Below are 14,705 nucleotides of genomic sequence, written 5' to 3' on the forward strand. Positions count from 1 at the left end.
ATAGACGAAGAAACGCGCCTCTACACGCCTACTCTACCAGATTCAACGAAACTTTGCTGCACATGCGCGAAAGCCGTTGGGCGAACAGCGCCTGGCCCGCCGCGTCGCGCACCAGATCCTGCCGCATCTCGATTCCGATATACGGGATGCCATTGCCCTCCGCATGCCGGTTCATCGTCGCGTTGAGAAGCTTCCCCGAATAAGGAAGCTGATCACCGACCGTCAGCCCTTCGGCGCCCAGCGCCGCAATCGTTGGCGCCGCGAGCCGATCGTCCTCATTATACAGCACCCCCACATGCCACGGCCGTTGTTGCTCCGGATCGCTGGCCAGCGCAGGGGTGAAGCTGTGCAGTGACAGGATCATCCCCGGCCGATGGGCCGCGATCGCCTCTGCGATATGCGCATGATAGGGGCGAAAGAATCGCGCCATTCGTGCTTCGCGCCCGCTATGATCCACGGCATTGCCCGGAATGGCATGTCCGTCGCTGACGATCGGCAGTGCCCCCAGCGCCTCCTCGTCGCGATTGCAATCGACAACGAGCCGCGAAACTCCGCCAAGGATCGCTGCATCCACCGCGCCCGCTTCGACCAACAGCGCCGCCACCTCGGCGACGCCAACATCGATCGCGATATGCTCGCGCAGCAACGCCAGGTCGATCCCGAGGTCGATGTCGTCGGGCACATGTGCCGATGCATGATCGCCGATCAGCAGGACGCCGCCGATCCGCGGCGTTCCCAATTGCCGCCATGCCTCACTCATCGCAGCGTTCCCGCCATTTGCCACCAACCGGGATGGCGTGCGGCAAGAATCGCCGCCGCCGCGTCGCGTTCGGCCGGTGCGTCGAACAGCGCAAAGCAGGTCGCTCCCGAACCCGACATCCGCGCGAGCCACGGTTTCAATGCCCCCAATTCGGTCAGTACATCGACGATCGCCGGACATTGCGCGACCGCGGGCCGTTGCAGGTCGTTGCGTGCCGCGAACAATTGCGCTCGCAGGTCCGCACCCGTGAACAACGGCCCGCGATCGACGCCGTCCCACGCCGCGAACACGGGGCCGGTGGCCACCGGCTGGCGCGGATTGACGAGCAGGACCGGCGTTCCCGTCAGGAGCAGTTCGGGAACCGCGCTCAGTTCCTCACCGACGCCGACGCCCAGACAGGTCTCGCTCGCGACGCAGGCGGCAATGTCGGCGCCCAGCGACCCCGCCAGCCGCGCCAGCGCCTCATTGCCCACTTCGGGGAGGAAATGCCGCCGGACGAGCCGCGCCATCGCGGCCGCATCGGCTGATCCGCCTCCAATTCCCGCCGCTACCGGCAAGCGCTTGGTCAGGCCGATCGCCAGCGGCGGAATGCGCGGCGCGCCGTAACGATCGCGCAGCAGCGTCAATGTCCGCAGAACCAGATTGTCGGCGCCGGCGCTCAGTCCGCCGCCGAACTCGCCATCGATGACCAGATGATCGCGGTCGGCCACTTCGGCCTCGATCGCATCGCCGGCATCGACGAACGCGAACAGCGTTTCGATGGCGTGATAGCCGTCGCTCCGTCGCGCACGGATGTGCAGCGCCAGGTTGATCTTGGCCCAGCCCGTCTCGCGCATCGCCGCCATCAGGGCGCCGTCGTCGCTGGCGTCAACCCGTCGCGCAGCTTTGCATCGATGCGCGTCGCCATGTCGGCCTCGGCCAGCAGCGCCGCCGCGCGCCACGTATAACGCGCCTGAAACCGGCGCCCAGCCTGCCAATAGGCATCGCCCAGATGTTCGACAATCACGGCATTGTTCGGATCGCCGCGCTGCGCCCCTTCAAGCAGCGACACGGCGTCATCGCTCCGTCCGGTCAGGAAATAGGCCCAGCCGAGCGAATCGGTGATGCTCGCACTTTGGGGCTCGGCCTTCCATGCCGCTTCGATCCGCCCGAGCGATTGCTTGATGTCCTTGCGCCGTTCGATGGCCGAATATCCCGCAAAATTCAGGACCGTCGGATCGTTGGGAGAGATCGCGAGCGCCTGCTCCATCAGCGCCTTCGCGCCGTCCCAATCGTCCGCCTGCAGCAAAAGCTCGGCGCGCGCGATCAGCAGGCTGCCGCGAAGCCGCTGGTCTGCCGCATCGCTGCCCAGCGACGCTTCGATCCCGGCATAGGCGCGCGCTGCGGCCGGCCGATCATCGGCACGCCGCGCGATATCTGCAAAGCGGACCAGCAGGCTGCGCGCCGTGCTACCCCCGGCCACGGCCGCGTCGGCCTCGCGTGTCGCGCCCACAAAATCGCCGGCATCGGCCAGGAATTCGGCGCGGCGCATCCGCAGCGCCGCCGGCATCGATCGCTGGCCGGTCACCAGCGCCACAGCGTCGCTCCGCTGCCCGTTGCGATCGAGCGCTTCGACCAGCGCCGACCGCACCGTCCAATCCTTGTCGTCGAGCCAGAAGGCGGCGCGCGCAAACAACATGGGCAGCTTTGGGCTGCTGTTCGGCGCCCGAGCCAGCCCGTCGGCAAGCAAGCCAAGCCAATGGGCCATTCCCCCGCGGGGTGTCGAAATCGGCTGGTCGGACAGCAGCAGCACCGGATCCTCGCGTCCGCTGGCGGCAAGCGCGATCCGTCCGCGCAGCGCCCTCGCGGCGTCCATCTCGCCGCCCGCCTCCAGCGTCGCGGCAAGACGCAGCGCGACAAGCTGACTTGTTCGATCGGACAGCACCGTCGCCGTCGCCAGCGTTGCCGCATCGGCGGGACGCTTCGCCGCCGCCTGAACGATCGCCGCCTCGAGAGCGAGCGCGGGTTCCGGTCTTGCCCGGCCCGCTGCAGCTACGAGATGGCGCTCCGGCGCCGCCTCGCGCGCGCCGACGTCGATCCAGCTATTGAACGCCGGCTGGATCAGCTTCGCAATGGCGTCGCCGCCCGCCTTGTCCGACCGTCCGCCAATATACTCCCGCGCTGCCTTCCAGTCCGACCGGCGCATCGCATCGACCAGCATCACCAGTTGCGCATCGAACCGCCGGTCGCCGGCATTCCACAACTGCCCCGCCGCGCTGCGCGCCGCGACCAGGTCGCCGGCCTGAATCGCCTGCTCCAGCATCCGCCCGCGCAGTCCCGGCAGGGTCGGCGCCTCGCTTGCGACATGGGTCAGCGCGGCCAGCGCCGCCGCCGGATTACCGGCCTCTTCGGCCAGCCGCGCCCGCACCAGCGCATCGACGGCCGCCCCCCCGTCGCCGCTTGCCGCCGTCGCCGGCCCGGCGCCGGCCAGCGCGCCGGCCATCAGGAAAAGGCGGACGGGCTTACATGTTCGGGTAATTGGGGCCTCCGCCGCCTTCGGGAGTGACCCAGTTGATATTCTGGGTCGGGTCCTTGATGTCGCACGTCTTGCAATGGACGCAATTCTGCGCGTTAATCACCAGCTTCGGGTCACCTTCATCCTGCCCGACGATTTCATAAACGCCGGCGGGGCAATAGCGTTGCGCAGGCTCGTCATACACCGGCAGATTATATTCGACGGGGATCGACGGGTCTTTCAACTGCAGGTGGACCGGCTGGTCTTCTTCATGATTGGTGTTCGACAGGAACACCGAAGACAGGCGATCGAACGTCAGCACGCCATCGGGTTTCGGATAACTCGGCTTCGGCATCATGTCGGCGCGATAGAGCGTTGTGTTGTCGGGGTGATGCTTCATCGTGAAGGGCATGCGGATGCCGAAATTCTCCAGCCACATCGTCGTGGCCCCCAGGATTGTCCCGGCAATATCGCCGAACTTCTCGACCATCGGCAGCACGTTGCGGACGACGCCCAGTTCTTTCTTCACCCAGCTTTCGTCATAGGCGTCATGATAAGCGGTCAGCACATCACCCTCGCGGCCCGCGCCAACCGCGGCGAAAGCCGCCTCGGCCGCCATCATGCCCGACTTCATGGCGGTGTGCGTCCCCTTGATGCGCGGGACGTTCAGAAAGCCGGCGGTATCGCCGATCAGCGCGCCGCCCGGAAAGACCAGCTTCGGCACCGACTGATAACCGCCGTCGCTGATCGCGCGGGCGCCATAGGAGACGCGCTTGCCGCCTTTCAGAATCTTCGCGATCTCGGGGTGGGTTTTCCACTTCTGCATCTCCTGGAACGGGGAGATGTGCGGGTTGCGATAGTTGAGCCAGGTCACGAAGCCCAAGGCCACCTGCCCGTTCGCCTGATGATAGAGAAAACCGCCACCATTGGCATTTTCATCGAGCGGCCAGCCCTGCGTGTGAATGACGCGGCCCTGGGCGTGATTGTCGGCCTTGATGTCCCACAATTCCTTGACGCCGATGCCATAGACCTGCGGCTCGCTGTCGGCGTCGAGCGCAAATTGCGGCTTCAACATTTTGGTGAGGTGCCCGCGCACGCCTTCGGCAAAGAAGGTATATTTCGCGTGCAGTTCAAGCCCCGGCGCATAGTCGCCCTTGTGGCTGCCGTCGCGCGCAATGCCCATGTCGCCGGTCGCAACGCCCTTCACCGACCCATCTTCGTTATAAAGGATTTCGGCCGCCGCAAAGCCCGGGAAGATTTCCACCCCCAGCCCCTCGGCCTGTTCGGCCAGCCAACGGCACAAATTGCCAAGACTGCCGGTATAGGTGCCCTTGTTGTGCATGAAGGGCGGCGTGATGATGTGCGGGATGCCGAACTTTTTCTTTTTCGTCAGCATCCAGTGCTGGTTGTCGTTGACCGGCACTTCGGCGAGCGGACAGCCCTGCGTCCGCCAGTCGGGAAGAAGTTCGTCGAGCGATTTCGGATCGATCACCGCACCCGACAGGATATGCGCGCCGACCTCCGATCCTTTTTCGAGGATACAGACCGACAACTCGCTGCCCGCCTCATTCGCCATCTGCTTCAGCCGGATCGCCGCCGAAAGCCCCGCCGGCCCTGCCCCGACGATCACGACGTCATAGGGCATCGATTCCCGTTCGCTCACCGCAAGTCCCTTTCTGCCGTCCCCACGCGGGATCATTCATCGTGTCCCGCGCTCATTCTGTCACGAATTGCGATGCCCGCCAATTGACGTGTCCGTCAACAGGCTGTTTCAACAAATCACATGGGTGGGCGAAATTCAGCTTTGCTTGCGGAAAGCTATCACGACTGGTGGTCACTCGCCGGCGTCGAGGCCCTTGTCGGCGAAGCGCCGGCGGGATGGCTCGCGGTGCCCGTTGCCAATGACGCCGCCGCAAGGCCGCGTGTGTCGCCGATTGCCGAGCCCGAACCCGCGCCGCTTCCCGCCGCGCTTCAACGCCAGAGCCCGCCTGTGGAGGCAAAGGCAAAGGGCCCGGCCGTCTTTCCCGACGAATGGACCGCCTTTCAGGGCTGGCTCGCGGCAAGCTCCGATGTTCCCGGCAGCCAGTGGGACGCGCGCCGCGTTCTGCCGGTCGGAAACCCCGGGGCGCCGCTGATGCTGCTCACAGCCTGGCCCGAAATCGACGACCAGCGCGACGGCGAACTGTTTTCCGGCCCCGCCGGCAATCTTCTCGACGCGATGCTGCGCGCCATCGGCATGGCGCGCGCCGATTGCTATCTCGCCAGCCTCGCCGTTACCCGCCCGCCGGGCGGCCGCTGCGACGACGATGCCGCCGCCGATCTCGACCGGCTGCTCTGGCACCATTTGCGCCTGGCCCGACCCGGACGACTTTTGCTGATCGGCAGCGACATCGTCCGCATGACCGCGAACACCCAACTCGCCGAAGCGCGCGGAAAGTTACTCGATATTAACCAAGATGGCGGCAAGATGGAGGCAGTAGCAGTCGCAAGCCCTGCGATGTTGCTAGCCCGGCCGGCTCAGAAAGCCGCGGCGTGGGACAGCCTGAAACTGCTCAACCGGGGACGTTGACAGATGCAGAAGATGACCGGAATTTTCCTTTCGTGCGCCGTGGCCGCTCTTGCGGCGGGCGCGACACCCGTGCTTGCGGCCGACGCCGGAGCGCCTGATTTCAGCGCGGCACCGCAGACGGTGCCGGACACGCTTTCATCCAAACAGAGGCAGCTTTACACACAGGTGCTCGCGGCCATCCGCGGCCAGCGCTGGGCGGAAGCGAAGTCGTTGATCGGCGACGACAATGGTCCGCTCGGCGACTTTCTGCGTGCCGAACTGCTGACCGCGGCGAACAGCCCGCGCGCCGAAGTGTCCGATCTGATGCCGATCCTGTCGCGATCGCCGCAGCTTCCGCAGGCCGAACAGCTCGGCCGCCTCGCCGCAAAGCGCGGCGCGACCGACGTCCCCATCCTGCCCTCGCAGACGCGCCTTAGCTGGTCGGGCACCGCACCGCGCCGCGTCGGTGCGGACAGCGTGAGCGACCCGTCCGCGGCAGGCCTTGCCCGTTCGGTCCCCGACCGGATCAAGAATGACGATCCCGCCGGCGCCGAGGCGCTGTATATGGCGGTGGCGGACAAGCTGACGCCCGAGGCTCGCGACGAATGGCGGCAGAAGATCGCCTGGTCCTATTATATCGAAAACGACGACGTCAACGCGCTGCGCCTTTCGCTGGCCTGTGCCGAAGGGCGCGGTGCCTGGGCGACGCAGGGCGCGTGGGTCCAGGGTCTCGCCGCCTGGCGCCTCCACGATTATCGCACGTCGCTCGTCGCCTTCGACCGCGTCGCCAAGGAAGCACCCGACAGCGAGCTTCGCGCCGCAGCCTATTACTGGGCCGCCCGCGCCGCGATCGCATCGGGTCAGCCCGCAGCCGTCCAGCCGCGCCTCCGCGCTGCCGCCGCGAACGAAGAAACCTTCTACGGCCTGCTTGCCGCCGAAACACTGGGCGTCGAACCGCGTACGCAGCGCGAGAATGTCCGCGCCGACCGTAGCGCATGGCGCGCGCTCGAAGACCTGCCCAACGTCCGCGCGGCGATGGGGTTCGCCGAAATCGGCGAAGACGCCTATGCCGACGAACTTCTCCGCCACCAGGCGCGCATCGGCGATCCGCGCCAGCACGAACAGCTTATCGGGATGGCACAGGCGCTGAGCCTGCCCGAGACGCAGCTCTATCTCGCCCACAATACGCCGCAGGGCCGCAAACTTGCCGCCGCGACGCGCTACCCACAACCAAAGTGGGAGCCGAATGGCGGCTGGCGCGTCGATCCGGCGCTGGTCTTCGCGCACACGCTCCAGGAATCGCGGTTTCAGCGCAAGGCCGTCAGCCCCGCCGGCGCAATGGGACTGATGCAGGTCCGCCCCGGGACCGCGAACGACCTCGCGCGCTGGAACGGCGATGGCCGCGGCCCCGGCGACCTCAAGGTGCCGGCCGTCAACATGGACTTCGGCCAGCGCTATCTGCAATATCTCAGCAAGGACAGCTCGACCGGCGGCCAGCTTCCCAAGGTCATCGCCGCCTATAACGCCGGCCCGGCGCCGATCGCGCGCTGGCAAACCGAAATCCGCGATGGCGGCGATCCGCTCCTTTACATCGAATCGATCCCTTATTGGGAAACGCGCGGCTATGTCGGCACGGTCCTTCGCAACTACTGGATGTACGAGGCGCAGCAGGGCAAGCCATCGGTCAGTCGCGACGCGCTTGCCCAGGGCAAATGGCCGCGCTTTCCCGACAGCAAGGACCGGGTACGCCTGACCTATGCCGGCGGGGCCGGCCTCGCCAATGCCGATTGACGACAGCCTGCCGTTCCGGCCCGTGCGGATCGCGGTGCTGACGGTATCCGACAGCCGCAGCGCGGCGGACGACAGGTCGGGCGACAAGCTGGAAGAACTGCTGACGGCGGCCGGTCACACGCTTGCCGCGCGTGCCATCGTCGCTGACGAGGGCGACCTGATCGTTTCGCGGCTTCACAATTGGATCGACGATCCCGAGGTGGATGTCGTCATCACCACCGGCGGCACCGGCGTCACCGGCCGCGACGTCACGCCCGAAGCGCTCCACCGCCTCGACGGCAAGGACATTCCCGGGTTCGGCGAACTGTTCCGCTGGCTGAGCTATCAGAAGATCGGCACCTCGACGATCCAGTCGCGGGCCTGCGCCATCGTCGCACGCGGCACCTACATCTTCGCGCTCCCCGGCTCGACCGGCGCCGTCACCGATGCGTGGGAAGGCATATTGTCGACCCAGCTCGACAGCCGCCACAAGCCTTGCAACTTCGTCGAGCTGATGCCACGCCTGCGCGAATAGAGCATATTGTTCTTTATTTGTTCTCGTCGTTGTGCTGAATTGCCGCAACAGTGGAACCCGCCAAACCCCTCCCCCCGATTTCAGGTCGCGGCGCGCCGACCAACCTGCGGCCCACCCGCACCGGATCGCTCGAGCGCGTTGCCGACGGCGACTGGCTCGACGTGGCGGAACATGTGGACGGCGCTGCGCCGCGGCTGCGCACGACCGTCACCGTCGAACGCCCGAAAACGATCATCGCGCGCAATGCGTCCCCCGACATCGGGTTCGACCGGTCGATCAACCCCTATCGCGGCTGCGAGCATGGCTGCATCTATTGCTTCGCGCGGCCGACCCACGCCTTTCACGACTTGTCGCCGGGGCTCGATTTCGAGAGTCGGCTGTTTGCCAAACCCGACGCGGCGAAGCTGCTGCGGAACGAGCTCGCGAAACGCAACTACAAGGTCGCACCGATCGCGATCGGCACCAACACCGACGGCTACCAGCCGATCGAGCGCGAATGGGGCATCACCCGCTCGATCGTCGAAGTCCTCGCCGAGGCGAAGCACCCGCTGTTGATCACGACCAAATCCGACCGCCTGCTCCGCGACATCGACCTGCTCGCCGCGATGGCGCGCGACAATCTGGTCGGCGTCGCGATTTCGGTGACGACGCTCGATCCGGTCGTGGCGCGGACGCTGGAACCGCGCGCACCGCACCCGCGGCGGCGCCTCGCCGCAATCCGTGCGCTGATCGACGCCGGCGTGCCGACACAGGTCAACATATCGCCGATCATCCCGGCGATCACCGACCATGAAATCGAGGCGATCATGGCCGCCGCCGCCGAAGCTGGCGCAATCCGCGCCTCCTATATCCTTTTGCGCCTTCCGCACGAGGTCGCGCCCCTGTTCCGCGCCTGGCTCGCCGCGCACTATCCCGACCGCGCCGACAAGGTCATGCACATGGTGCAGGATATTCGTGGCGGCCGCGACAATGACCCCGCCTTCTTCACGCGCATGAAGGGTCAGGGCGTCTGGCCGCAACTGATCCGCCAGCGCGTCCAGCGCGCGGCGCGCGAACATGGCATGGATCGCCGCTTTCCGTCGCTCCGATCCGACCTGTTCCGTCCGCCCGAACGCGATGGGCAGATGGAGTTGTTCTAGGGTCCCGCGCCTAGGCCTCGGTCAACGACTTCAGCCTGTAAGTCTTATATTCGTCGCGCAGTTGACGTTTCAGGATTTTGCCTGTCGCGGTGTGCGGCAGTTCATCGACAAAGACGATTTCGTCAGGAAGCCACCATTTGGCGACCTTGTCCGACAGATAGTCGGTGATCGCCGCCTCGCTCGTTTCGGCGCCCGGCTTCCTGACGATCAGCAGGATCGGCCGCTCGTCCCACTTCGGGTGATAGACGCCGACTGCGGCGGCCTCCTGTACGCCCGGTGCCCCGACGGCGGCATTCTCCAGCTCGATCGAACTGATCCATTCGCCGCCGGACTTGATGACGTCCTTCGCGCGGTCGGTGATCTGCATGACGCCGTCGGGGTGCAGCACCGCGACGTCCCCCGTGTCGAACCAGCCGTCCTTGTCCGCCGCGTCGGTATCCGCCTTGAAATAGCGCTGGATGATCCACGGTCCGCGAATCTGCAGCCGCCCGCTCGATTCGCCGTCGCGCGGCAGGACATTGTCCTCATCATCGACCGTGCGAAGCTCGACCCCCATCGGAACGCCGCCCTGCCGGCAGATGATATCCACCTGCGCGTCGAAGGTCAGATCGTCCCAGTTCCATGGACGCCGCCCCATCGTGCCGATCGGACTGGTTTCGGTCATCCCCCAGGCATGTCCGACATAGACGCCGGCCTTCATGAACCGTTCGATCATCGCGCGGGGCGCCGCCGACCCGCCGATGATGACGTGGCGAAGCTTGCCATAATCGACGCCGGTCGCATCCATATGAGCGAACATCGCGATCCAGACCGTCGGCACGCCGGCGCTGTGGGTGATTCCCTCCGCATGGATCAGATCGCACAGCACCTTGGCATCGTTGGTGGCCGAAAAGACCAGTTTCGCCCCTACCGTCGCGGCGGCATAGGGAACGCCCCAACTGTTGGCGTGAAACATCGGAACGATCGGCAGCACCACCGCCCGATTCGACAGGTCGAAAGCATCGGGCTGAATTTCCGTGATCGCATGGATGACGTTTGACCGATGTTCGTACAGCACTCCCTTGGGATTTCCGGTCGTGCCGCTGGTGTAACAGAGCCCCACCGGATCGCGCTCATCCAGATCGACCCATTGAAAGCTGTCATCTTCGGCATCCACCAGATCGCGATAGGACAGATAGCCATCCCTTGCGGGTGCGTCGAACAGAACGAAATATTCCACCGTGGGCAACTGCGCCCGCAACCGCTCGACGATCGGCAGGAAAGCCGCATCGAACAACAGCACCCGGTCTTCGGCATGATTGATGATATAGACGAGCTGCTCGTCGAACAGCCGCGGATTCACGGTGTGGAGTACCCCGCCCATCCCGGCCGCCCCGTACCAGCTCACCAGATGGTGCCCATGATTCATCGCCAGCGTGGCGATGCGATCGCCCTTCTTCATTCCCAGCTTGACCATCGCCGCGGCAAAACGCCGCGCATCGGCGCCCACTTCGCGCCAGTTCGAGCGCGTCGTGCTGCCATCGGCCCAGCGCGAGACAATCTCGCGTCCGCCATGCTCGCGCGCGGCGTGATCGATCAGGCTGGTCACCAACAGCGGCTGGCCTTGCATTCCCATCGTCGGCATTCCTCTCATAGTTTTGACAAGGAATAAGGCCGCAAACGCCGCCGACGCAAGCCCCGGAGCCGAGATTTATGCCCGTGCGCCGACTATCCACGCATCCGGAAATCGCGCGGCGCGACAAGCGACAGCGCCGGATCGACGATCCCCGTCACCATGTCGAGGCGCGACACCACGTCGGGATCAAGCGCGAAATTCCGGCCCAGCTCGATGCAGATATCCTCGCCAGTCAGCGGATCGGGCGTCGAGAGGATCACCCGACCGCGCGCATCGCCCCGCTTTTCCAGCAAGCGTGCCATCTCTTCGATCGCTTCGGGCCGCTCGACACGGCACAGGAGCTGCAACGCCGCGGTCGCGGCGATTTCGGCGAGCACCTGCGCCCCCCGCACCGTCACGCGCGGCGTTTCCTCGCCTTCGAGCAGGTCGAGTTCGACAGACAGCAGCGCGCACCCGCCGTCAGCCGCAAGCGCCTCCAGCGTCTTTCCGGCCTGCTCGTCGAAACAGCTCGACTGGAACTGGCCGCTGCGATCGGACAGCGTCAGGTTGAGGAACCGGTTGCCGCGCTGCGATACCCGCGGCCGCGCGCTTTCGACCATCGCCGCCATCACCATCGGGATGCGAGTGCCCGGCGTCATTTCGACATTTTCGCAGATGTCGCCGTAACTGCGCGCGCCGCGCGCGTGGACGATCGCCTCATATTGTTCGACCGGATGCGCAGAGAAATAGAAGCCAAATGCTTCCTTTTCGCGCGTCATCCGTTCGGCAAGCGTCCATGGATCGACGGCGGGAAGGCGCAGAGCGGGAACCGTGTCGATTTCGCCGAACAGGAAATCCTGCCCGATCGATCGCTCACGCGCATTGACATTGGCCGACCCCAGCATGCTTTCCGCGCCCGCGTAGACTCGCGGCCGGTCGGCTTCGATCCCGTCGAACGCACCGGCCCCGGCCAGCGCCTCGATCTGCCGCCGGTTGAGCTGCCTCGGATCGATCCGATTGGCAAAATCGTCGAGACTGGCAAAATCGCCCCTGGCATTGCGTTCGGCAACCAGCGCTTCCATCGCCTTTTCGCCAACCCCCTTGAGTGCCCCCAGCGCAAAACGCACGGTCAACTCGTCGCCGCTCTGTCCGACCGAAAAATCGGCCTCGCTCTCGTTGATCGAAGGCGGCGCGACCGCAACGCCCAGCCGTCGCATATCGTCGATGAAGATCGACAACTTGTCCGTCTGGTGACTGTCGAACGACATCGACGCAGCGAAAAACTCGTGCGGATAATGTGCTTTCAACCAGGCGGTCTGATATGACAGCAGCGCATAGGCCGCGGCGTGGCTCTTGTTGAAACCATAGCCCGCGAACTTGTCGATCAAGTCGAACAGCTCATTGGCCGCCTTGGCGTCGATGCCGTTATGTTCGCCGCACCCCTTGACGAACGTGTCGCGCTGCGCGTCCATTTCGGCCTGGACCTTCTTGCCCATGGCGCGGCGCAGCAGATCCGCCCCACCAAGGCTGTAGCCGGCGAGGATCTGCGCCGCCTGCATGACCTGTTCCTGATAGACAAAGATGCCGTAGGTTTCGGCCAATATGCCTTCAAGCAAGGGATGCGGATAGGCGATTGCCTCGCGCCCATTCTTGCGCGCACCGAACAGCGGAATATTGTCCATCGGTCCGGGACGATATAGTGCGACCAGTGCAATGATGTCGCCGAAATTGGTCGGCTTCACCGCCGACAGGGTGCGCCGCATCCCTTCGGATTCCAACTGGAACACCCCGACCGTCTCGCCACGCTGCAGCAGAGCGTAAACATCCTCGTCGTCCCACCCGAGCGAATCGAGATCGACATCGACCCCGCGCAGGGCAAGCAGGCGGCGCGCTTCCTTGAGTACCGACAGCGTTTTCAGGCCAAGGAAGTCGAATTTCACCAGCCCCGCCGTCTCGACATATTTCATGTCGAACTGCGTGACCGGCATGTCCGAACGCGGGTCGCGATAGAGCGGGACGAGCTGGTCCAGCGGCCGATCGCCGATCACAACCCCCGCCGCATGGGTCGAACTGTGCCGCGGCAAACCTTCCAGTTGTCGCGCCATGTCGAACAGACGGCGGACGCCATCATCCTGCTTATACTCGGTCATCAGCTCGGATACGCCGTTCAGTGCGCGTTCCAGCGTCCACGGATCGGTCGGATGATTGGGCACCAGCTTCGCAAGCCGGTCGACCTGACCATAGCTCATCTGGAGCACGCGGCCGGTGTCCTTCAGCACCGCGCGGGCCTTCAGCTTACCAAAGGTGATGATTTGCGCCACGGTGTCGCGGCCGTATTTCTCCTGAACATAGCGGATCACTTCGCCGCGCCGCGTTTCACAGAAATCGATGTCGAAGTCGGGCATCGACACGCGCTCGGGGTTGAGGAAGCGTTCGAACAGCAAACCCAGCTTCAATGGATCGAGGTCGGTGATCGTCAGCGCCCAGGCGACGACGCTGCCCGCACCCGATCCGCGTCCCGGCCCCACGGGAATATCTTGGGCCTTCGCCCATTTGATGAAGTCGGCAACGATCAGAAAATACCCCGGAAATCCCATCTGAATGATGACATCGACCTCGAATTCCAGGCGCCTCACATAGGCGTCGCGCTCTTCTGCGGAGAGGTCGGGATAGTGCGCAAGCCGCGCTTCAAGCCCGGCATGCGCATCGCGTTTGAGCTGTGCCGCCTCACCCTCGCGGTCGCCGGCAAGGCTCGGCAGGATCGGCTTGCGCTTGGGTGCCATGAACGCACATCGCTGCGCGATGACGAGCGTGTTGCGCATCGCCTCGGGCAGATCGCTGAATGCATCTTCCATCGCCTCGGCCGGCTTCAGCCAGGCCTCGGGGCTCGACACGCGCCGGTCCTCGCTTTCGACATAGGCCGACTGCGCGATACACAGCATCGCGTCATGCGCCGCATGGAATTGCGGCTCGACAAAACTTGCGGGATTGGTCGCGACCATCGGCAGCGCGCGCGAATAGGCAAGATCGATCAATGCGGCTTCGGCGGCCATTTCGGTCGCATCCCCGCGCCGGGCAAGCTCGACATAAAGCCTGTCCGCGAACAGCGCTTCAAGCTGTTCGACATAATCGTCCGCCGCCGTCTTCTGTTCGCCCGCGAGCAGCCTGGCGAGCGCACCCTCCCCACCGCCGGTCAAGCAAAGAAGTCCCTCGGTCCTGCCCGCCATATCGGCCAGCGTGACATGCGGCTCCTGTTCGACGGGTCGGTCGAGATGCGCCGACGACACCAGCGCGCACAGATTGTTGTACCCCGTTTCGTCCTGCGCATAGAGCGCGAGCCAGTCGATCATCGGCGCGCCACTCGCCAGCCGCTGCCCCGGCCGCGCGACACTCAGGAACGCGCCGACAATCGGTTGCACGCCCGCGGCCTTGCACGCTTCGCCAAAGGCCATGACGCCATAAAGCCCATTGCGATCGGCAACCGCGATCGCAGGAAATCCACGCTCGCGCGCCGCTTTCGCAATCGCCTTGGGCTCGATCGCCCCTTCGAGCATCGTGAAGCTGGAAAAGACGCGAAGGGGAACGAAGGGGCTGTAGGCCATCGGAAGACGCTAGGCTCGCAGGGCGATTCGGGGAAGCCTCATGCGCTGCGCCCGCGCGATTTAATGGCGCCTCGTTCTTCCCATTTTCGATACGCAATCGGCCAGGAAAGCCCGGCGACGAAAGCGACCGGAAGAAAGAGCAGCACACCCGTCCAACCGAATTGGTCCCGGATCAGGTGCGTGAGCAGCATCCCGACGCAGATCACGGCCAGCCGCTTCAAAAATATCCGCGTTTTTCGCTGCATCCCGGCCATCTGGCACGC

11 protein-coding genes are annotated in these 14,705 nt (G+C 65.0%); 4 read left to right on the plus strand and 7 right to left on the minus strand.

Annotated features, from left to right (window positions below):
* Positions 1–28 precede the first annotated feature (28 nt).
* The 4 genes from JNM03_RS14240 to JNM03_RS14255 are packed head-to-tail and all read right to left on the minus strand — an operon-like array spanning position 29 to position 4,917.
* Positions 29–760 carry an N-formylglutamate amidohydrolase gene (locus tag JNM03_RS14240; protein WP_294037561.1) on the minus strand — a complete coding sequence of 244 codons (732 nt, stop codon included), beginning with the start codon at positions 758–760 and terminating at the stop codon, positions 29–31.
* A complete protein-coding gene (locus tag JNM03_RS14245) occupies positions 757–1,596 on the minus strand; it encodes a 4-(cytidine 5'-diphospho)-2-C-methyl-D-erythritol kinase (RefSeq protein WP_294037970.1) in 840 nt (279 codons plus the stop codon). Before JNM03_RS14245 ends, JNM03_RS14240 begins: the two co-directional genes overlap by 4 nt.
* Before the next feature lie 8 nt (positions 1,597–1,604).
* Positions 1,605–3,242 (minus strand): hypothetical protein, encoded by a 1,638-nt coding sequence (locus JNM03_RS14250; protein ID WP_294037562.1) that lies wholly within the window; start codon positions 3,240–3,242, stop codon positions 1,605–1,607.
* A gap of 19 nt (positions 3,243–3,261) precedes the next feature.
* Positions 3,262–4,917, minus strand: coding sequence for an electron transfer flavoprotein-ubiquinone oxidoreductase (locus JNM03_RS14255; protein WP_294037563.1), 1,656 nt, complete (start codon positions 4,915–4,917; stop codon positions 3,262–3,264).
* A 120-nt stretch (positions 4,918–5,037) separates the two neighbouring features.
* On the opposite strand from JNM03_RS14255, the gene JNM03_RS14260 reads away from it, so the two are divergent.
* The 4 genes from JNM03_RS14260 (at position 5,038) to JNM03_RS14275 (ending at position 9,246) form a co-directional block, all read left to right on the plus strand.
* The gene (locus JNM03_RS14260) at positions 5,038–5,823 is read left to right on the plus strand and encodes a uracil-DNA glycosylase family protein (protein ID WP_294037564.1); all 786 of its coding nucleotides are present in this window, start codon (positions 5,038–5,040) and stop codon (positions 5,821–5,823) included.
* 3 nt (positions 5,824–5,826) lie between these two features.
* On the plus strand, positions 5,827–7,593 hold the full coding sequence (locus JNM03_RS14265; protein WP_294037565.1) for a lytic transglycosylase domain-containing protein: 1,767 nt from the start codon (positions 5,827–5,829) through the stop codon (positions 7,591–7,593).
* A complete protein-coding gene (moaB, locus tag JNM03_RS14270; protein WP_294037567.1) occupies positions 7,583–8,107 on the plus strand; it encodes a molybdenum cofactor biosynthesis protein B in 525 nt (174 codons plus the stop codon). Before JNM03_RS14265 ends, moaB begins: the two co-directional genes overlap by 11 nt.
* 77 nt (positions 8,108–8,184) lie before the next feature.
* Positions 8,185–9,246 (plus strand): PA0069 family radical SAM protein, encoded by a 1,062-nt coding sequence (locus tag JNM03_RS14275; RefSeq protein ID WP_294037971.1) that lies wholly within the window; start codon positions 8,185–8,187, stop codon positions 9,244–9,246.
* 10 nt (positions 9,247–9,256) lie between these two features.
* Here the strand turns inward: JNM03_RS14275 and JNM03_RS14280 are convergent, their stop codons facing one another.
* From JNM03_RS14280 to JNM03_RS14290, 3 genes are all read right to left on the minus strand, one after another.
* On the minus strand, positions 9,257–10,861 hold the full coding sequence (locus tag JNM03_RS14280; RefSeq protein ID WP_294037973.1) for a long-chain fatty acid--CoA ligase: 1,605 nt from the start codon (positions 10,859–10,861) through the stop codon (positions 9,257–9,259).
* Positions 10,862–10,953: 92 nt separating this feature from the next.
* Positions 10,954–14,442 carry a DNA polymerase III subunit alpha gene (gene dnaE / locus JNM03_RS14285; protein WP_294037568.1) on the minus strand — a complete coding sequence of 1,163 codons (3,489 nt, stop codon included), beginning with the start codon at positions 14,440–14,442 and terminating at the stop codon, positions 10,954–10,956.
* A 38-nt stretch (positions 14,443–14,480) separates the two neighbouring features.
* Complete coding sequence (locus JNM03_RS14290; RefSeq protein ID WP_294037569.1) at positions 14,481–14,696, minus strand: hypothetical protein; 216 nt, start codon at positions 14,694–14,696, stop codon at positions 14,481–14,483.
* Between the last annotated feature and the right edge of the window lie 9 nt (positions 14,697–14,705).

It is taken from the genome of Sphingopyxis sp., from assembly GCF_016793825.1.
Lineage (GTDB): Bacteria > Pseudomonadota > Alphaproteobacteria > Sphingomonadales > Sphingomonadaceae > Sphingopyxis.